At 68.5% G+C, this 26255-nt stretch carries 27 protein-coding genes and 2 pseudogenes; 17 read left to right on the plus strand and 12 right to left on the minus strand.

All coding sequences use genetic code 11. From position 1 onward, the window contains the following. The first annotated feature begins 237 nt into the window (after positions 1 to 237). Positions 238 to 570, plus strand: a complete 333-nt coding sequence (locus tag AVL59_RS25280; RefSeq protein WP_067308466.1) for a helix-turn-helix domain-containing protein — start codon at positions 238 to 240, stop codon at positions 568 to 570. A 91-nt stretch (positions 571 to 661) separates the two neighbouring features. Here the strand turns inward: AVL59_RS25280 and AVL59_RS25285 are convergent, their stop codons facing one another. The 3 genes from AVL59_RS25285 to AVL59_RS25295 form a co-directional block, all read right to left on the minus strand. After that, positions 662 to 1609: a hypothetical protein gene (locus AVL59_RS25285; RefSeq protein WP_159400073.1), complete on the minus strand. Its 948-nt coding sequence runs from the start codon at positions 1607 to 1609 to the stop codon at positions 662 to 664. 219 nt (positions 1610 to 1828) lie between these two features. Beyond that, positions 1829 to 2155 (minus strand): hypothetical protein, encoded by a 327-nt coding sequence (locus tag AVL59_RS52540; RefSeq protein WP_159400074.1) that lies wholly within the window; start codon positions 2153 to 2155, stop codon positions 1829 to 1831. A gap of 104 nt (positions 2156 to 2259) precedes the next feature. Beyond that, a complete protein-coding gene (locus tag AVL59_RS25295; protein ID WP_067308473.1) occupies positions 2260 to 2496 on the minus strand; it encodes a hypothetical protein in 237 nt (78 codons plus the stop codon). A 305-nt stretch (positions 2497 to 2801) separates the two neighbouring features. Between AVL59_RS25295 and AVL59_RS25300 the strand changes: the two genes are divergently transcribed. The 4 genes from AVL59_RS25300 (at position 2802) to AVL59_RS52545 (ending at position 6489) form a co-directional block, all read left to right on the plus strand. After that, complete coding sequence (locus AVL59_RS25300) at positions 2802 to 4496, plus strand: tetratricopeptide repeat protein (protein WP_067308475.1); 1695 nt, start codon at positions 2802 to 2804, stop codon at positions 4494 to 4496. Between the two features lie 479 nt (positions 4497 to 4975). Continuing rightward, on the plus strand, positions 4976 to 5533 hold the full coding sequence (locus tag AVL59_RS25305; protein ID WP_067308478.1) for a DoxX family protein: 558 nt from the start codon (positions 4976 to 4978) through the stop codon (positions 5531 to 5533). A 167-nt stretch (positions 5534 to 5700) separates the two neighbouring features. Beyond that, entirely contained in the window at positions 5701 to 6225 is a 525-nt protein-coding gene (locus AVL59_RS25310) for a MepB family protein (RefSeq protein WP_067308481.1), read from the plus strand. A gap of 111 nt (positions 6226 to 6336) precedes the next feature. Beyond that, a complete protein-coding gene (locus AVL59_RS52545; protein WP_159400075.1) occupies positions 6337 to 6489 on the plus strand; it encodes a hypothetical protein in 153 nt (50 codons plus the stop codon). Here the strand turns inward: AVL59_RS52545 and AVL59_RS25315 are convergent. Further along, positions 6467 to 7525, minus strand: coding sequence for an aldo/keto reductase (locus AVL59_RS25315; RefSeq protein WP_067308484.1), 1059 nt, complete (start codon positions 7523 to 7525; stop codon positions 6467 to 6469). The two genes, AVL59_RS52545 and AVL59_RS25315, sit on opposite strands and share 23 nt — an antisense overlap. Positions 7526 to 7633: 108 nt before the next feature. Here AVL59_RS25315 and AVL59_RS25320 point away from each other — a divergent pair, with 108 nt between their 5' ends. Both AVL59_RS25320 and AVL59_RS54955 read left to right on the plus strand, forming a co-directional pair. Continuing rightward, a complete protein-coding gene (locus AVL59_RS25320) occupies positions 7634 to 8260 on the plus strand; it encodes a TetR/AcrR family transcriptional regulator (RefSeq protein ID WP_067308487.1) in 627 nt (208 codons plus the stop codon). Positions 8261 to 8598: 338 nt separating this feature from the next. Next, positions 8599 to 8823 (plus strand): hypothetical protein, encoded by a 225-nt coding sequence (locus tag AVL59_RS54955; RefSeq protein WP_237281662.1) that lies wholly within the window; start codon positions 8599 to 8601, stop codon positions 8821 to 8823. A gap of 96 nt (positions 8824 to 8919) precedes the next feature. Here the strand turns inward: AVL59_RS54955 and AVL59_RS54960 are convergent, their stop codons facing one another. The 4 genes and pseudogenes from AVL59_RS54960 to AVL59_RS56645 all read right to left on the minus strand — a co-directional run. Beyond that, entirely contained in the window at positions 8920 to 9270 is a 351-nt protein-coding gene (locus AVL59_RS54960; RefSeq protein WP_162494765.1) for a hypothetical protein, read from the minus strand. A 42-nt stretch (positions 9271 to 9312) separates the two neighbouring features. Then, entirely contained in the window at positions 9313 to 9498 is a 186-nt protein-coding gene (locus tag AVL59_RS54965) for a hypothetical protein (RefSeq protein WP_159400076.1), read from the minus strand. Between the two features lie 9 nt (positions 9499 to 9507). After that, on the minus strand, positions 9508 to 9810 hold the full coding sequence (locus AVL59_RS54970; RefSeq protein ID WP_159400077.1) for a hypothetical protein: 303 nt from the start codon (positions 9808 to 9810) through the stop codon (positions 9508 to 9510). 362 nt (positions 9811 to 10172) lie between these two features. Beyond that, positions 10173 to 10403 (minus strand): annotated as a pseudogene (locus AVL59_RS56645) (recombinase family protein); the annotation flags it as partial. 74 nt (positions 10404 to 10477) lie between these two features. Between AVL59_RS56645 and AVL59_RS25335 the strand changes: the two are divergent. The 3 genes from AVL59_RS25335 (at position 10478) to AVL59_RS25345 (ending at position 13001) form a co-directional block, all read left to right on the plus strand. Further along, positions 10478 to 10897, plus strand: coding sequence for a hypothetical protein (locus tag AVL59_RS25335; protein WP_208870449.1), 420 nt, complete (start codon positions 10478 to 10480; stop codon positions 10895 to 10897). A 68-nt stretch (positions 10898 to 10965) separates the two neighbouring features. Then, positions 10966 to 11457 carry a PH domain-containing protein gene (locus AVL59_RS25340; protein WP_067308490.1) on the plus strand — a complete coding sequence of 164 codons (492 nt, stop codon included), beginning with the start codon at positions 10966 to 10968 and terminating at the stop codon, positions 11455 to 11457. Continuing rightward, positions 11454 to 13001, plus strand: a complete 1548-nt coding sequence (locus AVL59_RS25345) for a PH domain-containing protein (protein WP_067308493.1) — start codon at positions 11454 to 11456, stop codon at positions 12999 to 13001. The genes AVL59_RS25340 and AVL59_RS25345 overlap by 4 nt, the downstream gene beginning before the upstream one ends. Positions 13002 to 13720: 719 nt before the next feature. Here AVL59_RS25345 and AVL59_RS25350 read toward each other — a convergent pair. Continuing rightward, positions 13721 to 14689, minus strand: coding sequence for an NADP-dependent oxidoreductase (locus tag AVL59_RS25350; RefSeq protein WP_067308496.1), 969 nt, complete (start codon positions 14687 to 14689; stop codon positions 13721 to 13723). Positions 14690 to 14851: 162 nt separating this feature from the next. Between AVL59_RS25350 and AVL59_RS25355 the strand changes: the two genes are divergently transcribed. Continuing rightward, positions 14852 to 15229 (plus strand): winged helix-turn-helix transcriptional regulator, encoded by a 378-nt coding sequence (locus AVL59_RS25355; protein ID WP_067308499.1) that lies wholly within the window; start codon positions 14852 to 14854, stop codon positions 15227 to 15229. 145 nt (positions 15230 to 15374) lie between these two features. On the opposite strand, the gene AVL59_RS25360 is transcribed toward AVL59_RS25355, so the two are convergent. Beyond that, positions 15375 to 16094 carry an NADPH-dependent F420 reductase gene (locus AVL59_RS25360; RefSeq protein WP_067308502.1) on the minus strand — a complete coding sequence of 240 codons (720 nt, stop codon included), beginning with the start codon at positions 16092 to 16094 and terminating at the stop codon, positions 15375 to 15377. Between the two features lie 94 nt (positions 16095 to 16188). On the opposite strand from AVL59_RS25360, the pseudogene AVL59_RS25365 reads away from it, so the two are divergent. Together AVL59_RS25365 and AVL59_RS25370 are read left to right on the plus strand one after the other, a co-directional pair. Next, positions 16189 to 17146: pseudogene (locus tag AVL59_RS25365) on the plus strand (helix-turn-helix transcriptional regulator). A 507-nt stretch (positions 17147 to 17653) separates the two neighbouring features. Continuing rightward, the gene (locus AVL59_RS25370; RefSeq protein WP_067308505.1) at positions 17654 to 18895 is read left to right on the plus strand and encodes a hypothetical protein; all 1242 of its coding nucleotides are present in this window, start codon (positions 17654 to 17656) and stop codon (positions 18893 to 18895) included. 164 nt (positions 18896 to 19059) lie between these two features. Here AVL59_RS25370 and AVL59_RS25375 read toward each other — a convergent pair whose 3' ends face one another. Further along, positions 19060 to 19797 carry a TetR/AcrR family transcriptional regulator gene (locus tag AVL59_RS25375; RefSeq protein ID WP_079146977.1) on the minus strand — a complete coding sequence of 246 codons (738 nt, stop codon included), beginning with the start codon at positions 19795 to 19797 and terminating at the stop codon, positions 19060 to 19062. A gap of 59 nt (positions 19798 to 19856) precedes the next feature. Here AVL59_RS25375 and AVL59_RS25380 point away from each other — a divergent pair, with 59 nt between their 5' ends. Together AVL59_RS25380 and AVL59_RS25385 are read left to right on the plus strand one after the other, a co-directional pair. Then, positions 19857 to 21527: an FAD-binding oxidoreductase gene (locus tag AVL59_RS25380; protein WP_067308508.1), complete on the plus strand. Its 1671-nt coding sequence runs from the start codon at positions 19857 to 19859 to the stop codon at positions 21525 to 21527. 459 nt (positions 21528 to 21986) lie between these two features. Beyond that, positions 21987 to 22613 (plus strand): hypothetical protein, encoded by a 627-nt coding sequence (locus AVL59_RS25385; RefSeq protein WP_067308511.1) that lies wholly within the window; start codon positions 21987 to 21989, stop codon positions 22611 to 22613. A 158-nt stretch (positions 22614 to 22771) separates the two neighbouring features. Here AVL59_RS25385 and AVL59_RS25390 read toward each other — a convergent pair whose 3' ends face one another. Then, positions 22772 to 23560 carry an AAA family ATPase gene (locus AVL59_RS25390; protein WP_067308514.1) on the minus strand — a complete coding sequence of 263 codons (789 nt, stop codon included), beginning with the start codon at positions 23558 to 23560 and terminating at the stop codon, positions 22772 to 22774. A 521-nt stretch (positions 23561 to 24081) separates the two neighbouring features. Here AVL59_RS25390 and AVL59_RS49385 point away from each other — a divergent pair. Both AVL59_RS49385 and AVL59_RS25400 read left to right on the plus strand, forming a co-directional pair. Further along, positions 24082 to 24477 carry a LysR substrate-binding domain-containing protein gene (locus AVL59_RS49385; RefSeq protein WP_067308515.1) on the plus strand — a complete coding sequence of 132 codons (396 nt, stop codon included), beginning with the start codon at positions 24082 to 24084 and terminating at the stop codon, positions 24475 to 24477. Between the two features lie 86 nt (positions 24478 to 24563). Further along, positions 24564 to 26108, plus strand: a complete 1545-nt coding sequence (locus AVL59_RS25400) for an AMP-binding protein (RefSeq protein WP_067308518.1) — start codon at positions 24564 to 24566, stop codon at positions 26106 to 26108. Positions 26109 to 26255: the final 147 nt, after the last annotated feature.

Below are 26255 nucleotides of genomic sequence, written 5' to 3' on the forward strand. Positions count from 1 at the left end.
ACTGCCGACGCCTGCGGCTCGAGACGCCGTCGCCTCGGATCAGGCCGGACGAGACGGCCACTGACCCGACAGGGTGACTTTGCGTTTCTTTCTCGAAGTGAATTACTGCAGGTCAGCGACCTCGACGTGGGATGTTGGGCGTAGATTCTTCACCGACCGGGTTTTTAGTCATAGCTAAAGGTGGCATCCTCATGGAGTGGCAACAAGTGTTGCCACTCCATGAGTTGGGGGTGCCCCATGGGCATTTTTGCCCGTGACGAGAGCCGGACGAACTTAGCGGCTGCCCGGATAGCGAGGCAGGCGACGGCCTCCCTCGCCGGACTGCTGGCAGGGCTGGGCAAGAACCGCTCCGATCTGGCGCACGCGATGGGCGTCAGCCCGGGCCGGGTCAGCCAGATCATGTCCGGCGATGCGAACCTGACGGTCCGGACGCTCGCCGCCGTGGCGGAGGCGCTGGATGCCGACGTCCAGATCACCTTCTGTGCCCGACCACGGTCAGCGGACGCCGAATCCGGCGGCACCACAGATGCGTCGCCCGTCAGGAGCAGCGGGCTCCCGGCCCACCGGTAGGCGTCTTCCCGGCCCACCGCTGCGCGTCGGGACCAGCGCTTCTGCCTCAGTCATCCCGCCCGCCCGCAGCGGATCACGATCCCGCCTTGGTTCAGCGGGTCAGCCAGCGGTCGAACCACCGACGCTGCGGTGGCAGTGCCGGACTGTGGAAAGCGTCGTTCGACATCGCCTTCGCCCGCAGCGTCTGGAGTTCTCCGTTCTCGCTCCTACGGCCGTGGACGTACGCGAAACGCAGCAGGTGTCCGCACTGTGCGAGGGCGGTGCCGAACGCCTGGCGTCGGGCGATGAGTTCATCACCCGTCGGCTCACGCTCAGCCTGACGGCACGACTCGTCGATGCCGGTCTGCACGTCCAGCGCCGCGTCGATCGCCTTCTCGACATCCGCATAGATGGCGTTGATCATTTTCGTCTCGGCAGCGAGCGGATGCCGCTCCAGCAGGTACAGCTTGAGATCGTGGACGAACACCCTGAGCTGGGCAGAGGTTTCAACACCGTGCAGAAAGCGGTCCGACCAGGTACACGCGTCAAGGTGCACACGCTGCACCAGCCGCTCCCTGGCCAGGGCGATTCCCAGCGTCATGAACTTGACGTACGGCTGCGCCGTCTCGTCCTGTCTCCGTCGGGGCAGCGCGGTGGCACCCGTCGCGGCGCCCGCGATCACCGGAGGAATCGATGCCGCGTGCGGAAGCAGTACCACCGCGCCGGCCGCCACCGCTCCCATCAACGCCAGCACGAGCAGCATCAGACCGGACGATGCCCAGCTGCCCAGCAGTCGTCCTTTTCCGGCGAACTCGCGTGCCAGCCCGACCCACGCGATGGCCGCGCTCACGGCGGCCGGTAACGCGTAATCACCTGTCCAGGTGTGGTGAAACCAACTCATCGACGGCGCCCCCAACACATTCCACGGACAGGCCGGACCGCCGTCAGCGTGCGGAAGCCAGGCATGCCTCCCTTTCGGCGTGTCACGCCAGCGCCCAGTCCTCTCGCCGCGCACCTTTCGTCGAGAACTGCCGCGACTATGACTGATGATGTCAGTCAACGGGACACCACGCCGTTACTTCGAGCAACAATTGTCCAGCGTGTCTGACCGTCGAGAGTCCGCCCACACCCGTGCAGACGGTCCGTCTGGATCCCGACCACGCTTGTGCGCGCGGCTCGCTGTTACGTGACCGTGTGAAGTGCCCGCCGTGACACCCCTGACTCACCTCTCGCTCCGTCGTACAGGGAAGCACGGTGCAGGCCACTGCGGCGGAACCCTTCACACGCGCGGCATTGCCGACTGCTCCAGCGCCTTGCGAGCAGCGAGATAGCCGGCGATTTTGAACGCCAACTCATGGGAGCCGAACGCCTCGGCTCGGACCTGCCGAAGCACCACCTTGGTGGCGGCCTCGACACCGTGCTCGGGCAGCCCCAACTGCTCCTTGATCCCCTCGGCGACTGCGGCGAAGAACCGCGGCAGATCCCCGGCGGGCTCGTACTCCACCGCCAGCCCCTCGGCCACCTCGAAGACGAACCCCTCGGCCGCGGGCTCGAAATCCACCACGATCTCCGCGAAGTGCGGCGCGCAGTTCTGTCTTTGATGCAACACGCGCACGCCACGGACCGGCTGCGACGGAAAGCGGAATGGCCTTGACGTCATACCGTAACGCTAGAGCCTCAGCCTGCTTCGCCGGCCCACAGGGCGGCGTACTAGTTGTGGGCGTAGTGGATGTGGTCGCGGTTGTTGCAGGCGTCGTCCACCGCGTCATCCGTCCACGGTGCGGGCAGCGGGACGAGCCCGAGTGCTTGCTTGCAGAGGTTGGCGGCGGAGAAGTTCCGTCCAGTGACGTTGATGTGACCGTGGTCGCTGTCGTTGCCGGCGTGGGCTGGGGTGGCGAGCGCGAGACCGGTCATGGTGAGCGCGGCGAGCGCGCCGATCTTTTTCATGACCGACTCAACGACGCCACATCGGCCCAGGTCACGCCCGCTGCTCTCAAGATCAAGCACGTCTTTGCGACATGTATTGGTGGGGCGAAGTCCTGCCACCTCGAAACCCTGTTCGCTGCGCGGACATGAGCCCAGAGCCAGAATCCGGCTCGGCCCAACGACGTAATTCTCCAGACATCGCACCTGGGTAGTTCCCTACCTGAATCGGCCGTATCTCCGCCATCCTTCGCTAGGGTCGTCGCACCGGCCGCCGTCGCGCCATCCCAGTAACCGGGGCGGTTGCCCGTCAGTGTTGAGGAGCTCGTATGCACTACTACGACCTCGGTAGTCACGGTCGGCGCGTGACGACATCGTCCTCCGATGCGCAGACCTGGTTCGACCGCGGGCTCAACTGGACGTACGCCTTCAACCACGAGGAGGCCGTCCGCTGTTTCGAGGCCGCCGCCGCGACGGATCCCGACTGCGCCATGGCCGACTGGGGCCTGGCCTACGCACTCGGCCCCAACTACAACAAACCCTGGGAGTTCTTCGACGAACAGGACCTCGGGCGGACCGTGGAGCGTGCGCATGCCGCGGTACAGCGGGCGCAGGCGAAGGCCGCCGGCGCGACCCCGGTCGAGCAAGCGCTCATCGGCGCACTGTGTGCCCGCTATCCACGGGCCCAGGCGCCGGACGCCGAGGACTGTTCCGTGTGGAACGTCGCCTATGCCGACAGCATGCGAGCCGTCCACGAACTGGCGGTCGACGACCTCGACGTGGCCACCCTGTACGCCGACGCCCTGATGAACCTCACGCCCTGGCAGTTGTGGGACATCCGCACGGGCAGGCCGGCTCCGGGCGCGCGCACCACCGAGGCCAAGGCCGTACTCGAGCGGGCGCTCGCCACACGGGCGGGCGCGCGGCACCCGGGCCTGCTGCACATGTACATCCACCTGATGGAGATGTCGCCGACTCCCGAGGTCGCCCTGCCGGCGGGTGACCGGCTGCGCGGTCTGGTGCCGGACGCGGGCCACCTCCAGCACATGCCGTCACACCTGGAAGTACTCTGCGGCGACTACCGCCGTGTGATCTCCGACAACGCCGAGGCGATCGCGGCCGACGAGAAGTTCCACACCAGGGCCGGGGCGATGAATTTCTACACCCTGTACCGGTGCCACAACCTCCACTTCAAGATCTACGGCGCGATGTTCCTCGGGCGCTTCCAGGACGCGATCGACACGGCGGGCCGGCTCGAAGGGGCCGTACCCGAGGAACTGTTGCGGGTGGACAGCCCTCCCATGGCGGACTGGCTGGAGGGCTTCCTCGCGATGCGGGTGCATGTGCTCATCCGCTTCGGTCGCTGGGACGACATCCTCAGCCTTGAGATGCCCGCCGACGCGCAGCTGTACTGCGTGACCACGGCAATGCTGCGGTACGCGCGCGGAGTCGCGCTCTCGGCCACGGGCCGGATCGACGAGGTCGAAACGGAACGTGAACTCTTCCGCGCCGCGGTCGCCCGGGTTCCGGAGACGCGGATGTTGTTCAACAACACCTGTGCGGACATCCTGGCGATCGCCGCGCAGATGCTGGACGGAGAGCTGGACTACCGCAAGGGGAAGGTAGACACGGCGTTCGCGGCACTGCGCCGGTCGACGGAGCTGGATGACGGCCTCCCGTACGACGAGCCGTGGGGGTGGATGCAGCCCACCCGGCACGCATACGGCGCACTGCTTCTCGAACAGGGCCTGGTCGCGGAGGCGGAGGCCGTCTACCGCGCCGACCTCGGACTCGACGACACGCTGCCGCGCCCGCTGCAGCACCCGGGCAACGTCTGGGCGTTGCACGGCCTTCACGAGTGCCTCGTGCGGCTCGGCAAGGAGGGAGAGGCACAGATCGTGGCCCAGCAGCTGAAGATCGCCGCGGCGATGGCGGACGTGCCGATCGACGCGTCCTGCTTCTGCCGTTCGGAGACCACCGCCGCTTCCGGGCCTCGGCACGGCTGCTGTGCGGGGGACGACTGAGCATCACAGAGCGGCAGACAGGCTCCGGCGCCGACTGGACCGACTTGCTGACTGAAACGATCCCTCGCTGCCGGGAGTCACGACGACGGTGGCGCGTTCGTCCGGGACCGGGAACGGCCCGTAGTTTGGTCGTTCGCGCCGTGTCACAGGCGCGCTCCTCGGGGGCTGCCGACGGTCATTCTGATTCCCCTCAGTCTGCTGGCAGTTGAGCAACCGCGTCCGCCCAACGGCCGCACCGGAAACCAGTCCAGGAGCGGGCCAGGCCGTCCTCAATCCCTCAAAATCTCCGCTTCGTATACATAGAGATGAGCGCTCATCTAGGAATAATTCCTCGATGGCATGGACCGGTGCTTCGGCCGTCACTCGTAGTGGACGGGCCCTGAATCTCGGCATACCCGACGCATACATACCAGCATTATTTGCCCGCTCGGGGGAAGCGCAGCTCACCGTACGCCCGCTCCGGCGATGGGAGCAACAGCATGCTTGCACAACGCATTCTGTACCGTCCTGCGAGTTCCGAAGACTCACCGGTGCCCCGGACCACCGCGTCGGCATCGTACGCGGCGGACTGGGGCATTCTGCTCCTCAGACTCACTTTCGGCCTGTTCATGGCCGGACACGGCGCTCAGAAACTGTTCGGAATTTTTGGCGTCCACGGTCTGAGCGCGACCGGTAGGGGATTTGCCGCCCTCGGCTACCACCCCGGAAAGCTCTTCGCCGCGCTCTGCGGCCTCTCCGAATTCCTCGGGGGCCTCGGCCTGGCTGTCGGACTCCTCACCCCGCTCGCGGCCGCTGCCGTGATCGGCGTGATGATCACTGCGGTGGCGACGGTGACAGGGGCCCATGGCCTGTGGGAGACGCACGGCGGGGTCGAGTACAGCGTGGCCATCACCGTGACCGCCCTGGCCATCGCCGCCATCGGCCCGGGCCGACTGGCCCTCGACTGGTTCTTCCGCTGGGGTACCGGCGGCTGGGGCGAGGCCGCCCTCGCACTCGGCCTAGGAGGTGTGAGCGCAGCAATCGTGCTCAGTCTGTAACCACATGACACACCCCGGTACGCTCTTCCCCCGCAGCACGCAGACGCCGACGGCGCTTGCCGCCTCATGACCTGCGTCCTCTCAAGGTGTGTCTGTCTCCGGAGACAATCAGGCAGCTCACGGAAGGCCAGGACAGCGGGCCCGGTCCGCGATGGCAGGATGACAGCATGGTGACTAATCAGCCCTGGGCCATGCTTCATGGTGACCTGCTCGCGGCGAAGACGCTGGCGTACGACCCGAGCGGCTTCACCTGCTCGCCGCCGGTACCCGAACCGGAGAGCGCCGAGTACGCGGCATGCGCGTTCACACTCGATGGCCGCTCAGTGCGCTTCCGCGTGGCCAAGACCACCCCGACGAAGGTGGGTCAGTTCGTCACCGTGTGGCAGCGGTCCGAGGAGGGACCGATCCGGCCCTTCGACGTCGAGGACGACGTGGACCTCTTCGTCATCAGCAGCCGCGACGACGACGGCTTCGGGCAGTTTGTCTTCCCGCGCGAGGTGTTGTGCGAGCGCGGCATCGTCTCCCGCGACGGCTCCGGAGGAAAGCGCGGATTCCGCGTCTATCCGCCGTGGGTGACCACGACCAACCGGCAGGCCCGCGGCACGCAGGCGTGGCAGGTGAACCACTTCCTCAGCCTCGGCCAGGACGGTCCCGCCGACCTGGCACGCACCCGCGCCCTCTACCACCCGTAGGTGGTCACCACGGTCACTCTCGCCACAAGGCCACCACCTGCCCCAGCGGGCTCGCCCAACACCGCCCGAGCTTTCCAGGCGAGCTTGTCGTCACCGGGAGAGTGACGTCCGATGGGTGCTCAGTACCACTGCGCCGACAGCGAGGACGACGACCACATCGACGATCCCTCCGAGGTTGCCCTGTTCATGCCGATCGACGACCTCAACGACACGGACGACACGTTCCTCGTCACCCACCACGTCAGGCAGCGGTCACAGGCGTGAGGTCACCGACCGGCGGGTTGAGGCGGGCGAACCCTTCCTGGCGCTGGTAAGGAAAGTACGGGTAGGGCGCTGTCCTGCCGCTCGCCGCGTCGAGTTTCGCCATCTGGTCGGGCGTGAGTGCCCAGCCGACGGCGCCGAGGTTCTGGCGAAGCTGCTCCTCGTTGCGGGCGCCGATGATGACGGAGGAGACAGTCGGCCGCTGCAGCAGCCAGTTGATGGCGATTTGCGGAATGGCCTTGCCGGTCTCCTGCGCGATTTCGTCTAGGGCGTCGATCACGCGGTAGAGGTGCTCATCATCTACCGGCGGGCCGTAGTCGGCGGTGTTGTGCAGTCGACTGCCGGCGGGGAGCGGTTGATCGCGGCGAACCTTGCCGGTGAGCCGTCCCCAGCCGAGCGGGCTCCAGACCAACGCTCCGAGGCCCTGGTCAAGTCCGAGGGGCATCAGTTCCCACTCGTAGTCGCGGCCGACGAGGGAGTAGTAGACCTGATGCGCGATGTAGCGCGAGTGGCCGTATCTGTCGGAGATCGCAAGGGACTTCATCGCCTGCCAGCCGGAGAAGTTGGAGACGCCCAGGTAGCGGACCTTGCCCGCTCGGACGAGATCGTCGAGCGTGGACAGGGTCTCCTCGATCGGTGTGCCTGCGTCGAAGGCGTGCAGTTGGAACAGGTCGATGTAGTCGGTGCTGAGCCGGCGCAGCGCGTCCTCGCACGCGGTGATCAGGCGCGACCGAGAGGAGCCCGCATCGCCTGGGCCGTCCCCCATCGGCAGGCTGGTCTTGGTGGACACGATCACCTGGTCCCTGCGGCCTTTGATGGCGTCGCCCAACACCTGCTCGGACGCGCCGCCGGAGTAGACGTCGGCGGTGTCGAACATCGTGATTCCGGCGTCCAGGCAGATGTCCACGAGGCGGCGCGCTTCTCGCGCATCAGTGTTGCCCCAGGCGCCGAACAGCGGTCCTTGGCCTCCGAAGGTGCCGGCGCCAAAGCTCAGCGCGGGGACCTTGAGTCCGGATGCACCCAGCCGCCTGTACTCCATGGTCGCTCCTCGATCTCCTCAGCCACGGATGACTAACGGTTCCGTGGTTCCGTTAATATGTGGGTCAAGGTAGCAGAATCGAGCGACTAAAGAAACTGGAGTCCCGTTATGGATTCGGAGAGCGCGGGGCCGGGGACCGTCCGGCCGGGAGGGCGCACGGCGCGAGTGCGGGCGGCGGTGCTGCAGGTAGCCGGGGACACACTGGCTGAGCAGGGCTTCGCCCACCTCGACCTCGCCGACATCGCGCGCCGCGCCGAAGTGGGCAAGACGACCGTCTACCGTCGCTGGGGAACGGTGACCGGCTTGGTGGCCGACCTGCTGACGGACATGGCCGAGCAGTCGCTGCCGCGTACCGAGACCGGTTCACTGCTCGGCGACCTCAAAGCCAACGCCCGGCTCGTGCAGCGCACCTTGGCCGACCCGCGGCAGGGAGCGCTGTTCAAGGCCGTGATCGCAGCAGCCACCTGCGAGGCGAAGACGGCCGAGGCCCTCCATCACTTCTACGACATCCGTGTCAAGGAGTGGGCCCCTTGCGTCCAGCAAGCCATCGACCGGGGCGAGGTGCCCGACGGTACCGACACCCACGAAGTGATCCGCGCTGTCTCCGCCCCGCTCTACTATCGCCTGCTGACCAGCGGCGATCGCCTGGACGAAGCCGCCGCGGACCGGGCCGCCGAAGCCGCCGCGGTTGCCGCGCGGGCGGGGGCGTACAAACGGACCGAAGGGCTTGCGTGACCGAGCCGGCTCCGTCATCGAGCGCGGATCCATGTCTCTCCATCCTCGATCTTCACCGCTATCCGCCCTGGGAGTGTGCCGGGGTGATCGGCGAGGTGGTCCTGTGCGGATTGAAGCCTCACTTTGCGGGGGATCTTGCGGGTGTCGCGTATGTAGCCCCGGACGGGTCGGAGTTACGCCGCCCGCTGACGGAAGCATGGGCCGTGCCGTTCGAGCGCGCCCTCCCCGTACGCGCCTTCGCGTCGTACCGTCGGCAGCGCAACTTGCCGGGCCGGTGGTGGTCGGCGACGACGGGCGGGCACGTCGGGTAGGAGTCCTGGCTGGAGCGCGACCGCGTCATGCTGGTGGACTTCGACCCGACGGTGGTGGGTATCTCCTCGCAGCCGTTCTGGCTGTTCTGGTCGGCGGCGAACGGCCGGGCCGTCTCACACGCGCCGGACTACTTCGCCCGTCACGATGACGGGACGGCCGTGGTCATCGGCTGCCGTCCAGCCGAGCGCCGCGGCCCCCAGGACCGCGCGAAGTTCGAGGCGACGGAGGCAGCCCGCGCCGAGGTGGGGTAGGAGTTCCGGCTACTGGGTGCCCCGGATCCGGTCGTGGTCCGAGACGTCCGGTGGCTGGCGGGCTACCGGCACGGTGACCTTCGACGGCGGCGAACATCAGGTGGTGGCGCTGGCCGGGACGGCGGTGCGACTGCGGTCGGCCGGAGGGGCGGAATCGGTAGTGCTGGCCCCCTTCTTGATGGCGGCGCCGGACTTCGCTGTTACCGGCGCCGAGCCGTCGCCGGAGATGGAGCCGTTCGGGCCGCTCCAGACGCTGCCGGAGTCGGCGCGGGCGGCGGCGGTTGAGTGGCTGCGGCATGTGGTGGAGGTGGAGACCGGGCTGCCGCCCGGGGCCGAGCCGGGCACACCTGCGCGGCCGGAGTACGACCCGGCGACGCGGTCACTGACCGAACGGATGAGGGCGAAGGCGTCCGAGCTGGGGGTGAGCCTGCGGACGGTGGAGGGCAAGCGGTCGCGCTACCTGAAGCAGGGGCTTCGGGGGCTGGTGGATCAGCGCACGACGCGGCGGTGGGAGGCCACGGGCCGGGCGGATGCCCGGCTGGTGGCTGCGATCCGCGAAGTGCTCGACAGCGAGACGAACATCTCGACCGGCACGCGGTCGCGGCTGATCCGCCGCCGCGTGATCAAAACGGTGGAGGCCGCGCACGGTGAGGGGGTTGTTCCGTTGCCGAGCACGCGCACCTTCTACAAGCTCGTCGACGTGCTTTCCACGGGCAAGCACACCTTCGGTTCGGCGGTCACGCGGCGGCAGACGGCGAACCGGCCCGAGGGGCCGTTCACGCCGACGTTCGCGGACCGGCCCGGGGAACAGGTGCAGATCGACTCCACCCCGCTGGACATGATGGTGGTGCTCGACTCCGGACTCACCACCCGCGCGGACTTGACCATCGCGGTCAATGTCGCCACCCGCACCATCTGCGCGTCGGTGCTGCGGCCGGTGGGCACGAAGGCGGTGCGGGCTACACCGGGCCGAACGTCTCCCGTCACGGCGAGAGGGTCGAGGACCAGGCTGTCTGGACGATCCCCGAACTCCAGGACCTTCTTGACGAGTGGCTTCTGGCCGGGTGGCAGGCCAGGCCGCACGACAGCCTGCGCGACCCGTTCAGGCCGAAGAAGGCGATGTCGCCGAACGACAAGTACGCCTCGGTGGTCGCGGCCTGCGGCCATCTGCCGCTGGTGCTGCGGGGCGAGGACTACCTGGAGCTGCTGCCGGTGGCCTGGCGGGCCATCAACGACTACGGCATCCTCATCGCTCACCGCACCTACGACGCGCCCGAACTCGGGCCGTGGCGGCGGCAACACTCCGGCCACGCGGCCAAACGCGGACTCTGGGAGGTGCACAACGACCCCTACGACCTCTCCCGTGTCTTCGTCCGCACCACCGGCGGCTGGATCACCGCACCCTGGGACGACCTGCCGCTGGTGAGCGCCCCCTTCGCGGACTTCACCTGGGACCACTCCCGGGTCCGCAGGCGGAGAAGATCCACCTCGAGCTCGGCGAAGGTGGCGAGGATGTTGAAGATCAACTTGCCCATGGGCTCGGTGGGGTCGTAGAGGGTGCCGCCGAGACAGAGGCGGACGCCGCGGGCGGCGAGGGATTCGCCGGTGTCACGGGCGTCGGGGACGGAGCGGGCGAGGCGGCCTCGCGCTCTTCGTGCACACGCTGCCGATCGACGGCAACGACCCCTCGCTCCAACTGGCGGGCATCGGCACCGGTATCATCTGCCGACTGGTAGCCGCGGCACTGCTCCCCGCCCACCGGGACGCCTCCGGCGAGGTCTACACCAAGGGCGGTATCGGTTACGCGCTGGTGTGGACGGTACTGTCTGCCTCACGTGTGCTCTTCGCCTACGGTTCACAGCACTGGTTCAGCGAGGGCATCGTCCGGTTCAGCATCGACTACAAGCTCAGCGGACAGGCCGTCTACTCCAACGCCTTCGTCTTCATGGCCCTGGCCATGGTGCTGACGCGGACCGCCGTCCTGCTGGACAAGCGCCGCCGGCTGCGCGACGGGCAGACTCCTGCGGCCGGCAACACGGCGGGACACCAGGCGAGTTCCGTCAATACGCACTGATATGACGGAGCGTCAGGTCCGGCTTTGGTGCAAGATCGTCTCGGAACTAGGGTGAAGCAGTGAAACACATGGATGATGTCAGGCTCAGGCCCCCGCGCAATCGTGTCGAAGCCCGGGCAGTGGGCTGGTGGACGCTTCAGTCTGCGATGTTCGCCCTGCCCCTGCCGATCGTCTTCGGCGTGCTGTATCTCTTCATCCCGCCCGCCAGGCTGTTCTTCGGCTGGGCCTTCGTGATCTCGCTCGTACCGGGCCTCGCCTACATGGCCGTCATGCCCGTCTGGCGCTACCGGGTGCACCGTTGGGAGACCACCGACGAAGCCGTCTACGCGGCGTCCGGCTGGCTCTGGCAGCAGTGGCGGGTCGTGCCGCTGTCTCGCATCCAGACCGTGGACACCCTGCGCGGGCCTCTCCAGCAGCTCTTCGGTCTCTCCGGCATCACCGTCACCACCGCCTCCTACTCCGGCGCCGTGAAGATCAAGGGAATCGACCACCGGACCGCGCGGGAAGTGGTCGAACACCTCACCAAGTCGACCCAGGCCACGCCGGGAGACGCGACATGAGCCACGACACCGAACAGCGGGAGGCCACCGGGACCTCCAACGACGCCGCCGAAGGCCCCGAGTGGAGCAGGCTCAGCCCCAGACTGCTGTTGGTCAACCTGAGCATGCTCGCCGGACCGCTCGCCCTGTTCGCCGTCACGGTCGCCTTGACCGGAGCCGACCTCCAGGCCCTCATCTCGCTCGGCTCACTGGTGATCACCTTCCTGGTCATCACCGGGATCAGCACGATGCGGCTGCTGACCACCCGCTTCCGCGTCACCGGCGACCGCGTCGAACTGCGCTCCGGCCTGCTCTTCCGCAGCCACCGCTCGGTCCCCGTCGACCGGATCCGCAGCGTCGACCTCGAAGCCAAGCCGATGCACCGCCTCTTCGGCCTCACCTCGCTGCGCATCGGCACCGGCGAACAGAGCTCGTCCTCCAGCCGCAAGCTTTCCCTCGACGGCATCACCAGGCATCAGGCGCGCGAACTGCGCAGGCTCCTCATCGACCGCCGTGGCAGCGGCCGCGCCACCGGCCAGGACGAAGACGTCACCATCGCCGAGATGGACTGGGCCTGGCTGCGGTACGCGCCGCTCACCGTCTGGGGCGTCGGCAGTGTCTTCGTCGGCGTCGGCACCGCCTACCGCATCCTGCACGAGATGAAGGTCGACCCGCTCGAACTGGGCATCGTCAAGGACATCGAGGACCGCTTCGGTTCCGTACCCCTGTGGTTCGGCGTCCTCGTCGCCGTCGTGATCACCGCCGTCGCGGGTGCCGCGATCTCCACCGCCACCTTTGTGGACGCCTGGACCAACTACCGCTTGGAGCGCGAGCAGGACGGTAGTTTCCGAATCCGCCGTGGACTGCTCATCTCCCGCTCCGTCACCATCGAGGAGCGTCGGCTGCGCGGCGTCGAGGTCGCCGAGCCGATGCTGCTGCGCTGGGCGGGCGGCGCCAGCCTGAGCGCCATAGCCAGCGGCCTCAGCAACAGCGACGAGAACCGAAGCCGCTGTTCCCTCACCCCGCCTGTGCCCCGGGACGAGGCCCTGCGGGTCGCCGCCACCGTCCTCGCCGAGGAACAGTCCCCGACGGAGCTGACCGAACTCGTCCCGCACTCCCGCGCCGCCCTGCGCCGTCGCATCAACCGCGGCCTGTTGGTCCTCGCGCCTGTCGTCGCGATCCCGCTGGGCCTGGGGCTGTGGCTCACCCCCGTCCTGGTGCACACCGCCTGGATCACGGCACTCGTCGGTATACCGGTCGTCATCGCCCTCGCCAACGACGCCTACCGTGCCCTCGGCCACGGAATCCGCGACCGCTACCTCGTCGTCCGTGCCGGTACCTTCGCCCGCCGCACCGTCGCCCTCCAGCGGGACGGCGTCATCGGCTGGAACATCACCCGCTCCTACTTCCAGCGACGCAACGGGCTGCTCACCATCGGCGCCACCACCGCGGGTGTCGGCTGCTACAAGGTGCGGGACGTATCCCTCGGCGTCGGCCTCGCCTACGCCGAAGAGGCCGTACCCAAGCTGCTCGCCCCGTTCATCGAACGCTCCCCGCGCGGCTGACCCTCAGGCCAACTGGCGATCCCCCGAGAGGTGGAGGGGCGGCACCCCGCGTGCCATCCCTCCACCTCGCACCAATCGCCCCGCATACGGTAGGGGCCGTACCCGGAAACGACTTCCGGATACCGCCCCTACCGCTCGTCCTTCGCACGCCCAGCCCGCCAGCTCCTCCAGCCTCGGCACCAGCGACACGGGAGAGGGAAGGAACGGAACCTCGTCTGCAAACCTGTTGTCGAAGACTGCGGGTCACGATGCCACAATGGCCTCGACAGCGGGGGCCATTTGCGGGTGACCAGATCGGCGACCACCTCGTCTCCGACCTGCCGCAGCGCAGCGATCACTTCGGCGGCCAAGACCGTGAGCGCGGGAAGGCTGACGGGCAACGGGCAAAGTCGACTCGCTGACCACCGGCATCGGGAGCGGCGCCGGATCGGACCCGTAGCAGGCGAGACCGCTGGCCAACATCACCCGTGGTGCTGCCCCCCTCAGACGCCGACTGTGCCCAGGCAGCGTCGAGCAAGGCGCGACTCAGCACCGCTGAGTGTGCCCTCAACAGGCTGAAGAAGTTGCGGGCCGTCGCCACCCCGCTGCGCCAAACGCAGCCGCGGCTTCTTGGGCAAAGTCACCGCAGCGGCCTTGGTCATCCCGGCTCCGCGCAGATCGGCCGGACGGCTCCTGGTGGGTCAAGGACCCGGTGACCGTCATACCCCTGGCGGTCTGGATCAGGCCGTGGTGCGCAGGACGAGCTTGCCGCGCGTGCGACCGTTCTCACCTCGGGCGTGTGCCCGGGCGGCCTGCTCCAGCGGGAAGACTTCCTCGACTTCGACCACGACCTGACCGGCGTCGACGAGTTCGGCGATACGGGTCAGGGCCGGAGCGTCCGGCTCCACCAGGAACGGGGTGACCTGGACGCCGCGGGCCTGCGCGGCGGCGGCCAGTTCGGGCGAAACACCGGCCGGGATAGCGACGAGCAGACCGTTCGGGCGCAGGACCTGGAGCGAGCGCAGGCTCGTCATGTCGTGGGTGTCACCGACCAGGTCGATCACGACGTCGATGTCGCGCGCGACATCCTCGAACCGGACCTCGGTGTAGTCGATGACCTCGTCGGCACCCAGCTCCTTCAGCCAGGCGTGGCGGCCGGCGCCGGCCGTGGCGACAATGTGCGCGCCCAGGTGCTTGGCGAGCTGGACCGCGAAGTGGCCGACCCCACCGGCCGCGGCGTGGATCAGCACGCGCTGCCCGGCTCGGAGGTCCGCGGTGTCCACCAGCGCCTGCCAGGCGGTCAGCGCCGCGAGCGGCACCGCCGCCGCCTGCTCGTGTCCCACCGTGATGGGCTTGCGGGCGAACTGACGGGCGGGGGCCGTGACATATTCGGCGTATCCGCCGGCCGAACGCGGGAACCACGGCATCCCGTACACCTCATCACCCGCCTTCAGGGTGGTGACGCCGAAGCCCACCGCCTCCACCACTCCGGAAACGTCCCAGCCGAGTACGAACGGCGGCTGCCCCAGCACCCCCGCGATGCCATCGCCCGCCCTGGTCTTCCAATCCACCGGGTTGACGCCGGCGGCGTGCACCCGCACCAGCACCTCCGTCGGCAGCGGCTCGGGCCGGGGTACCTGCTCGACACGGAGTACCTCCGGGCCGCCGAAACCGTCCTGGACCACCGCGCGCATCATGCCTGCGGACATGAGTCATCTCCTGGAATCGCACCATGCAGAGAGCGGAAGGCCTTTCGGCGGCCTCCGCGCCGGCAGGACTGCCGACGGGAATGAAGCTACGTCCGAGGGTGTAGTTACCAGCAAGGGAGAGTACTTCCCTTTGGAAAGCACCCTGGCGAGAAGAGCCCTCAGATGACGACCAGCTGCCCGACCGGCCGGCACTCGCACCACGACGCCTACGCCGCGCAGTGCCCCTGCCGCGCCCTGCTCGACCTGCTGGCCAACAAGTGGTCCACGCTGGCCATCGGCGCGATGGAGGAGGGACCGCAGCGGTTCGGCGCACTGCAGCGCCGACTCCAGGGCGTCAGCCCCAAGGTGCTGACTCAGACCCTGCGCCGCCTTGAGGACTTCGGCCTGGTCGACCGCACCGTCTACCCGGCCGTGCCACTGCACGTCGAGTACGCCCTCACCGCGCTGGGCAAGAGCGCCGCCGTCCCGCTCAACCTGCTCCGCACCTGGGCCGAGGAGAACATCGACAACACCGGCCAGGGCCTGCCGTCGCAGCAGTGACGTAGCGTCAAGTCGCTTTGCAGGCCTGCCGAGAGAGCGAGGTGTTCGGTGGCTTCTTCGGGCTACAGGAACTTGTACGGGCGGTGAGGTGCGGAGCCGGTCACATACCCCCCGGCCACGTCATACCCCCGGTCAGGCGCAGGGATCAGCGGACGACCTTGATGCCGAAGTGGCCCCCGAACTGTTGGCCGAGGCCGAAGCCGATGGCGGAGTGCATGTGCGCGTACATCTCCATGCCGCGGGCGGCGACCAGCGGGCCGAGGTCGAGGATGTCGGTCCAGCCGTAGGACTTGAGCAGGGCAGCGGTCTGCTGCTTGGCGTCGGCGTGGTCACCGGCGACGAACATGGTGTGATCCCCGCCGCCGACGCCGGCCGGGTTGACGACGGTGCTCTGCTCCTGGGTGACGAAGGACTTCACGACCCGGGTACGGGGCAGCGCTCGCTGGATCTGCTCGCCCAGGCTGTCCGTGTCGACCGGCTCCAGCTTCGGCATGATCCCCCACGGCGTGGGCCAGGGGTGCTCCGGCTCGTGCTGGTAGACGAACGGGACGGCGTAGTCGATCAGGGTCTTCCCCGTCAGCTGGTCGGCGATCACTGTGAGAGCCGCGACCGCGTTGTGGCCGTCGATGCCGCTGATGACCAGCTCGTCGGCGGCGGCCGCGGCCTCACCGAAGGGCAGCAGTGTGATTCCGGGATGCTCGGCGAGGAACTGCTGGAACGGCGGGTTACCCATCATGTCGGGCTCGGTGCGGGCCAGCGTCGCCTGCGGATCGCGGGTACCGACCACGACCTCATGGCCGAGTTCGAGCAGCTTGGCGATGTGGCAGCGGGCGCCGCCGCCGGTACCGAGAACAGCGATCTTCATGGGTAAACCTCCCGATTTGCTCCGCGTGGACGCCAACCACGTTAGGGCGGTTTCAGGACAGCTCCTGTCCTTTGACACGGGCATCATGGAATTCATGACGAGCGACATGACCGCCCGCATGTTGCGGCTGCTGTCCCTGCTGCAGACCCGGCGGGAATGGTCCGGCGCCGATCTCGCCGAACGGCTTTCCGTGACCGTGCGCACCGTCCGCCGCGACATCGACCGCCTGCGTAACCTCGGCTATCCCGTCGACAGCGCCCGCGGCCACGCCGGCGGCTACCGCCTCGCCTCCGGCACCGACCTGCCGCCCCTCCTCCTCGACGACGGCGAGGCCGTCGCCATCACCGTCGCCCTGCGCACCGCGGCCGGTGGCCTGACCGGCATCGAGGAAACCGCCCTGCGCGCCCTGGCCAAACTCGAACAGGTCCTCCCCCGCCGCCTGCGCGGCCAGGTCAATGCTCTCCAGACGACTGCCTCCGGTATCGCCTGGGAGACCCGCGGCCCGCGTGCCGACCCCGCTCTGCTGGCCGCCCTCGCCGTCGCCTGCCGCGACAGCGAAATCGTCACCTTCGACTACACCGCCCGCCACGGCACCACCACCGCCCGCCGGGCGGAGCCCTGCCACCTGGTCGACTCCGGCGGCCTGTGGTACCTCCTCGCCCACGACACCGACAAGGACGACTGGCGCCTCTTCCGCCTCGACCGCATGACCGATGTCGCACCCACAGGCCGGCGGGTTCCGCCGCGCCCGGTTCCCGGCGGCGACCCCGCGGCCTTCGCCGCCGGTCGTCTCTCCGCAGCCCCCACCCGCTACCGCGCCATCGCCACCGTCCACGCCGCCGCGGACCACGTCCGCGCCCGCAACCGCGGCCTGGCCACCCGCCTGCGCCCCCTCGACGAAAGGACCTGGCCTCGACGCCTCCGACGACCACCTCCCCCGCATCGCCCAGACCCTCGCCGGCCTCGACACCGACTACACCCTCGACGCCGACCCGGAGGTCCTCAGCCACCTCCGCACCACAGCCCGCCGCACTCTGCGGGCCATTGCGTGATTGTCTATGAAGTGGGCTCGAGCGCTGATTGAGTCAGCACCTGGCCGAACGGGCCGACCACGACGCAGAGTCACACCCAGGGGGCGTGGACCGCACGGCTCTGTTGCGCGCGTTGTGCCGGCTTGATCCGGCGCCTCCTGCGTACAGTTCGCCGACGAGCCCGAAGAATCCGACGTCCCGCCAAACGGTTGAACGGGCGTGACGGCAACCGCTCTCGGCGAGGCGCACCAAGCACCCCCGCCCGCAGCCGACCTCACCGTCCGGGGAGGGCGACGGCACGGTCGTAGTGCCGCACGAGCCGCGACCACGCGGACTGCCGTGGATGAACGCAGTACACCACGCGAGGTGGCCCCAAACGCCCTGGCTGCCTGGCCACGGAGTTCCACCCGCACCGCCCGCCGTCCGTCCGTCCCGGATGCGGGGAGGGGCGACGGGCGGCAACCTGAAGTCGTGGGAGGGGATGACAGTGCGGGACCCGCACCTCGGAACCCCGGGAAAGGATCCCTCGTGGTGACCCCCGACTCCCCGACCATCACGGTGGACATCGCCGACGACCTGGTGACTCTTCCCGTGGACGGCTTCTTCCAGCGGCTCGCGAAGGCACTCCCGCCTCTCATTCGGTTCACCCTCGGGCCCACGCTGCGTGAACATCCGAAGTGGGGCCGCAGACTGCCCTTCTCCGTGCCCGGTTACGGGGCCTTCGCCTCCCCCGGCCACGTCTGCCGGCCTGACGTCCTGCTCACCTCGCAAGGCCCGAGAATCTGTGAGCTGGATTTCGTACCCTCGGGTCGTGGTTGGGTGCTGGCCGGCCTGGTCAGTGACGCGGACCGGATCGCCTTCCTGCGGGAGTTCGCCCACTGGTACGAGTCCATGGGCTCGACCCGTGTGTACTACGCGACCGGCACGGTGACCGAATGCCGGGAAGAAGTCGACCTGTTCTCAGGCGCCCTGCGCGACATGCTCGGATTCGACATCACCTCGATCAACATCGATGTCGACACGCCCGCACCGCACGGACTCGTCGACCGGCTCTTCTACCGGTCGGAACTCGAACATCCGCTGCGCACGGGAGGACACCGCGTGGTCACCGCCGAACCCTGGCTCGACTCCAAGATGATCTTTGCCGTCCTGCACGACGCCTCACTGACAGCCGTTCTCGAGGAATCGATCGGCGCGGAGAACCTCGCCTTTCTGCGCAAAGCGTGCATCGAGTCGTATCTGTTCGACGATGTCCGATCGGCATTGGAGAGCGGAGCGTTGGTGCCCGGCGACCGCAGCGCGTGGGTGCTGAAGGCGACGGATGTCGAGGAGCGCCAGTGCTGGGGTTCCCGGGGCGTCGTGTTGGGGCGCCAACGGTCCGACCGGGAGTGGAGTGCCCTGTTGCGGGGCGAGGGCCCCGACCGGGAAGCACTCGGTCGCTGGCCGATCCTGCAGCGGTTCGAGAGGTCGTCCGACTTCTCGGCGCTCTGGAACGCGGGGGTTGAGGGGAAGGTGCCGGTAGCCGCCCCCGAGAGGCTGGGGAAGCGGCCGTCTCCCGTCACCCGACGGCCGGCGAGCGGTCGGGTCAACGGGCGGCTCGGCACGTATTTCCTGGTGAGCCACGAGAGCGACCGTATCTTCGTGCCCCCGCTGGGCCCCCTGTGCCTGCGACAGCACCCGCTCACGCATGGAACGGCGGACTCCGTCACGATGTCTTTCCGGGCCAGGGGGGAATGCGCTCGCGTCCTGCGGGCCGGCCTGCGATCGTGAGGATGCGCCAGAGGACCTGAGTGAGAACGGTCAGGGAGGTTGCGTCCTGTCGGCCCGCCTGCTCGCGGAAGTCGGCGCGTCGGGACCCGACATCGTGCCCGGCAACGTACATGTCCCCGAGGTCGAATCCGCTCTGTTCAAACGGGATCCACCGTTGCCGTCGTTCATGTGGTTGCTGCCTGGTCACCCACCTTCGAATCAACCGATCCGTGCCCGTCGAGGGGCGTCGGCCTCGTGGTCATGCGGATGACGGTGAGGAGGCGGGCGCAGCGGTCGGTCATGTCCTGTGCGGACAGTTCGGGGTGGGAGATCCACCAGCCGATCAGTGCGCTGACGGTGCCCGTCCACACGTGCTTGAGCGCGTCCGCGTCGAGGGTGTCGTGGTTGCCCTGCTCAAGCAGCAGAGCGGCCGTACCCGAGGCCGCGAGTTCGTCGATCGCCTCACGATGGCGCCGGGCGGCGTGCCAGGGTTCGGAGCCCGCCCGCAGGGTCCGGTCGTACAGCACGAACCACGCGTGCCGCTGATCCTCCAGCGCTTGGAAGAGGGCGGCGAGGACAGCGTGCGCCGGCTCGCCTTCCGGCGGGCACGTCGCCATGGTCTGGTCGATCGCCGTGAGCAGCCGGGGGCCGATGTGATCGACGCAGGCCGCATAGAGGCCGTCCTTGGAGCCGAAGTAGGTGTAGAGCATCGGCTTGGTGACGCCCACGTGCCGGGCGATCTCGGCCATCGACGCCGCCGAGTGGCCACGCCTGCCGAACTCCTCCAGGGCTGCGGCGAGGATCTGCTGCTCCCGGCGGGCCCGTGGAACGCCCTTGGTACCGGCGATGCGGTTCCCGCCGAGCCCTGCTCGCGTTCCGCCGTCGGCCGGATCCGGTGCGGTCGAGGCTCTTGCGATCGTCATGGGAGAACTATACGTTGCAGTAACTTACCAATTGGTAAATTACTGGAAGGTCAAATCTCGTGACCGACAGCAGCACGCCTGGCCCCTCCGGCTCCGGCTCCCCCACAGACCGCTCATGGTGGGGCTGGGGAACGGTGGACCAGGCACTGTCCGACGCCGAGTGCACCGCGCTCGGCAAACTGATCCCCGGAGCAGCGGACACCCCCTTGCCCGTGCCCGACGTCCCCGCTCTCGCCCTGCCGAAAGTACGGGTCCGGCCGCCCTCCGCACTCGCTCCCCTGATGTCGTCCGCTCCCCGGGACCGGGCTTCGCACACTTACGGCAAGGCGTACCGGGACGTGCTCCGGGCGCTCGCCGGGGATGTCTCCGCAGCCCCCGACCAAGTCGTCCGCCCCCGGACCGAGCAGCATGTGATCGACGTCCTCGACTGGGCGGCCGAGGCCGACGTGGCCGTCGTGCCGTACGGTGCGGGCAGTTCGGTGGTCGGCGGGGTCGAGTACCGCGCGGACGCGCGCCACGGTGTGGTGTCCCTGGATCTCTCCGCCCTGGATCAGGTGCTGGAGATCGACCGGGTCAGCCGGGCCGCGCGCATCCAGGCAGGCGCGCTCGGCCCCGATCTGGAAGCCCAACTGCGTCCTTACGGCCTGACCCTGCGCCATTTCCCGCAGAGCTTCGAGTTCTCCACGCTGGGCGGCTGGCTCGCGACCCGGGCCGGGGGCCACTACGCCACGCTGTTCACCCACATCGACGATCTCGTGGAATCGCTGCGCGTGGTGACGCCCGTCGGGATCAACGAGTCGCTGAGGCTGCCCGGTTCGGGCGCGGGCCCCTCCCCCGACCGGCTCTTCCTGGGCTCCGAGGGAACACTCGGCGTCATCACCGAGGCCTGGATGCGCCTCCAGGAACGCCCGCGGCACAAGGCGTCCGCCACGGTGGTCTTCGACGACTTCCACGCAGCCGTGGAGGCCGTGCGCGCCGTCTCGCAGTCAGGACTGCACCCGGCCAACTGCCGGCTTCTGGACCCGGGGGAGGCCGCTCTGGCGGGAGTCGCGCAGGACGGTGAGAGCGTGCTCGTCCTCGGCGTGGAATCCGCGCACGCGCCGGTCGACGCACGCCTGACCGAGCTCCTCGCCCTGGCCCGCGACCACGGAGGCACGCCCATGTCCGGGGGTCCCGACGGAGGGGACACCGCCGCACGGACGTGGCGCTCGGCATTCCTGCGTATGCCGTACCTCCGTGACGCGCTCGCCCGCATGAGCGTGGTCACCGAGACCTTCGAGACGGCCTGCACCTGGGACCGCGCCCCGGAGCTGTACGAGACCGTGCGCGGACGGCTCACCGAGGTCGTGCGAGAAGTGACGGGGGCGGTCGGCACGGTCAACTGCCGCTTCACCCATGTCTACGCGGACGGGCCCGCGCCGTACTTCACCGTCATCGCGCCGGGCCGGCGCGGTGCGGAGGTGGCCATGTGGGACGAGATCAAGTCCGCGGCCATGGACCTCCTGCACGATCTAGGTGCGACCGTGACCCATCATCACGCGGTCGGTCGCGACCACCGGCCGGGCTACGACCGCCAGCGTCCGGAGCCCTTCGCGCTGGCCCTCGGCGCCGCGAAGCGGGCACTCGATCCGGCCGGGATCCTGAATCCGGGCGTGCTCATAGATCCGACCGCGCCTGCGTTCAATGACTCGAAGCCGGCTGCGTTCAGCGATCCGACGACGGTCGGCTGACGCGTCCGGGTGGCCGCTGCTCCCGCCGACGCGCCCACGCTGACGTGCCCCGTCAGTGACACCGCCGACATCTCCGCTTCCACGCACGCCGTGCGCCACCCTCAGCGACGGCGCGCCAGTGACCAGGAGTCACCGACGAGTCCGGAGGCGCCAAGCGGCATTGGCCGCTGTGGCGTTGGCCGCTGTGGCGTTGGCCGCTGTGGCGTTGGCCGCTGTGGCGTTGGCCGCTGTGGCGTTGGCCGCTGTGGCGTTGGCCACCGCGGTGGTTGCGGGGGCGGCACCCAGCGGTCGTCGTCGATACCGGCGCGCACTCGACATCGGATCGTGACGACCGGGTCTTGCCCCTCTCTCGCCCCGCACGCCATAGTTACCGGCAAGTAGCCACCATGGGCGGAAACGCCGTCCCCCACGCCTTCCGGTCCACGGCGGCTGGGAGTGTGTGCGGGACGAAGGGGCTCGATGACTGATCACGCGCGCGCCGCCGTGGAACATCTGCGTGACAGCACCAACTTCCACTGGTACGTGATACCCCTGCTCCTGTTCGTCCTGTACGTGTACGCGGTCGAGGTCGAGCGCCGGAACTGGAACGTCGTGTTCGCCGGCCTGGCGCTTTGGGGCGCGGACTGGTTCAACGAGATCTGGAACTCGCTGGTGTTCCACTTCAGCGGCCGGGCGCCGGTATGGGGAGCGAGCGGCGACAGCGCTTACCAGATCCTCATCGGACTCAACATCGAGATCTGCTTCATGTTCGCCGTCATGGGCATCGCGGCGGCCAAACTCCTGCCACCGCCGGGCACACGCATCCTCGGCCTCCCGAACCGCCCCGTCCTCATCGCGCTCAACTCGGTGGCGTCAGTGGGAGTGGAGCTCCTGCTGAACAGGGCCGGAGTCCTCACCTGGGACTGGCCGTGGTGGCAGGCCGGATTCCCCTTCCTGATCTTCCTGATCGGATACGTCCCGTTCTTCACCGCCTGCTTCCTCGTCCACGACATGGCGGCCGTACGCACGAAGGCGGTGACCGTGGGAGCCCTTTTGGGAATCGACGTGGCGGCGCTCGCCGTCTTCGGAACCCTCGGATGGCTGTGACGTCGCTGACGCCGAGCCCGAGAAATGCGAGGCTCTGATCCGCGCGCTCGCTTTCGCGCAGTGCTCGTCCCTGCCCCACCTCGCGTCCTGCTCTTCGATGTCCGGCCATGACTGAGCGTCGTTCGTCACAGACATCGGCCCAGGACCCGGATACGTACTCAGTGCCAACTGCTCCGAGCATCGTCGATCTCGCCGGTGCCGAGCAGATTCTTCAGGAAACGGCCCGGTGCTCCGAGGAATTCGCGTGTCAGGCGCACCGGAAGGGCTTGGTCGAATTCGACCTGCTCCAGTCCTCCGTCGTCGGAGATCTCCATGATTGTCGCGCCGGGGAGGGCGAGGAGAACCGGCGAGTGTGTGGCCACGAGGAATTGGCTGCCTTGTGCGACAAGCTCGTGCATCCGGGCCAGGAGGGCAAGGCAGCTTTGGACGGAGAGAGCGGCCTCCGGCTCGTCCAGAAGATACAGTCCCGCAGGACCGAAACGGTGGGTGGCCAGATCCAGAAAGGACTCACCGTGGGAGCGCTCATGCGGGGACACTCCGCCGTAGGCCGGCAGCAGTGGCCGTCCTCCGGCCACGTTGAGCCTTTCGATCTCGCTGGCCACGTTGTAATAGGACTCGGCCCGCAGGAAGAAGTCGGTGCGGGGCTTCCGGATCCCCCAGGCCAGGATCAGGTGGTCACCCAGCTCCGACTCGGTGGCGCGGGTGGCGAACCGGAAGTTCCGGCTACCGCCCTCGGGATTGAACCCGGCGGCCACCGCGATCGCCTCGATCAGCGTCGATTTGCCCGCACCGTTCTCACCCACCAGGAATGTGACCCCCGGCGGCAGGACCAGTGTGCCTGAACCAGCGAGTTGCCTCACAGCGGGAAGGCTGAACGGGTACCGGCTGTCGTCGACGCCCGGGGCCAGCCGGACCTGCTGGATGAACCTGCCGTGCGCGGACGTCATGGGGCGCACACCACGCTTGCGTGCAGCATCGTGGCCTGGTGGCCGCTCGGTCGCGAAATTTCATCGTCGTGGGCCACGTGATACTCCCGAACATGCTGGCCGCGAGGCGAACGGTGCGTTTCCGGTCACGCTACATGTCCTCACTGACAATATGGGTGGAGGCTCCGGGCTCGCCTACCGGCCGATCTCCGGCACCATTCCGCAGCCCTCAGCATCGTCGACACTGGACGATCGTGTGCATCGACCCGGCCACCGCATGGACCCGGCCGCCTGCGCCGCCCCGACCGAGTGAACAGCGACGCTGCCACAAAGCGGAACGCCGTTTCAGCCGGCTCAAGCACAACATGGCCCCGACCGCGTGCCACGACAAACGCACCCACCGTTACCAAGCCCTTTCTGCTCCGGGTCGAGCGGGCGCTGGCCGAGCTCGATGATGCTCGGCGGGAGACGGCCGATACCGCTGGTGCCGGACCGGGCCGTGTCGCCATCGCCGCCGAAACGCTGTTCTGCGCTCGGCCGAAGTGGATTTCGCGCTCGCCTCCCAGCCGTTGGCCGAGCGCGTCGCGGTGGCAGAGTTGGCCGACGAGGAGTTCGTCAGCACACGCCCCGGCCACTGGCAACGTGCCTTGCTGGAGCGGCTTTTCGCCCATGCGGGACTTACGCCGCGGGTGGTCTGTGAGGGCGACGAAGCCGCTGCCACCACGGAACTGATCGGCGCCGGGCTCGGCATCGGCCTGATGCCGGCCGTCACCCGGCGGGCCCTCGGCGAATTCAGCCCGGCGACCTGGCTGCGGCTGGACGCCGCCGACTGCCACCGGACACTCACCTTGGTGTGGCGCCCGCACGCCTACCTCTCCCCCGCCGCCCAGGACTTCCGCCGACTGGCCGTAGAACGGTTCATTCTCGACGAGTCATGAGCACATGGCGAAACAGGTCGTGGTAGGCATGAGCGGTCGGCGCTAGCGTCAAGGGCGTCCACCGGTTCCGACATGGGAGAACTGTGATGAGCCAGCGACACGCCGCTGTGGAAGCCGGTTCCGGTGGGTATGTGGAGGCCGTCCTTCATGCGCTGTCCGCCGAGCCGTCTCGGGCGGTCATCACGACCGCCGAGGGGCTGGTGATCAGCGCGGCGGAGTTCCGAGATCGGGTCTACCGGCTCGGCGGGGAGCTGACGGAGCGCGGTGTGAGCCGCGGCGCGACGGTCACCCTGCTCACCGGCAACACCGCCGAGGCCCTCGTCGCCCGCTATGCCGCCAATCTGGCCGGTGCCCGGGTGGTCACCCTCTACGAGGGCATGAGCCCGCCGACCATGGCGCACGTGATGGCGAGTGTGGACTGCACCCTGCTGCTGGTGGACGACCAACGGCTCGCCACGGCCGGAGAGTTGCTGCAGGACCCCGTCGTCCCCCAAGTGCTCTCCCTGGGGCCGAGCGGCTTCGCCGAGGACGTACTGGTCACGGCCGCCGGGCGCCCGGCGCGACCGATGGGTGGTCTGGTGGGGCCGGACGACGACTGGTGCATCCGGCACACCGGCGGTACCACCGGCATTCCCAAGGGCATCCGTATGACCCATGGCTCCTATCGGCGAAGCCTGGACCACAGAACCACCAACGCCGGTGACCCGCCGCGCTACCTGGCCTGCACCTCACTCGCCCACCTCGCCGGAATCTTCACCGACATGGCGCTCCATCAGGGCGGCTCGGTGGTCCTGCGGCACGGATTCGAGCCCGGGGACGTGCTGGCCACGATCGAACGGGAGCGGATCACCCACATCTGGCTGTTGCCGCCACTGCTCTACCAGCTGCTGGATCACCCGGACCTGCCCCGCACCGACCTGTCCAGCCTGTGCCGCATCACCTACGGCGGCACCGCCGCCTCACCGACCAGGATGCGGCAGGCGGCCAAGGTCCTGGGTCCCGTGCTCTACGGCTTGTACGGACAGGCCGAGGCGCAGCACATCACCGAAGCGGGCCCCGGAGAGCAGGAGGTGACCGGCCGAGGCGGACAGCTGACCGTCGGCCGGGCCCTGCCCGGCGTGGAGATCGCCATCCGGGACGCCGACGGCACCACCCTGCCGCCCGGGGAACGGGGCGAAGTGCAGGTGCGCACGCCCTATGCGATGCACGGTTACTGGAAGCAGCCGGAGCTGACCGCCGAGGTGCTGCGGGACGGCTGGGTGCACACCGGTGACGTCGGCTATCTCGACGAGGACGGCTACCTCTACATCGTCGACCGGATCAAGGAGATGATCGTGGTCGTCGGAGGCCATGTCTACCCGGCGGAGCTGGAGGACCTGCTGCTGAGTCATCCCGCCGTCGCCCAGTGCGCGGTCTTCGGCACCCGGGACGAGGAGTCGGTGGAGCATGTCCACGCCGCCGTGGTACCTGTCGCCGGACAGCGGCCCTCACTGGAAGAGATCAGGGACTTCGTCACCGCCCGCAAGGGTCACCTCTACGCTCCCGACGCCGTGCACCTGATGCCCGCCATCCCGCTGACGGCGGCCGGCAAGCCCGACAAGCGAATGCTGCGGTCCCAGCTGTCCGACTGAGGTACGTCGGCCGCGAGTGGAGAGTGGACAGCCCCGGACCTCGTCGGTAGGTCGAGTCGCCCCGTCGGAGCACCAACCAGCCGTCGGGCCCCTGTCGATGAAGTCGTCCAGCGCCCCCTATCGGTTACGGGGCCCATCCCTGTTGAC

The sequence above is a fragment of the Streptomyces griseochromogenes genome (genome assembly GCF_001542625.1).
Taxonomy (GTDB): Bacteria; Actinomycetota; Actinomycetes; order Streptomycetales; family Streptomycetaceae; genus Streptomyces; species Streptomyces griseochromogenes.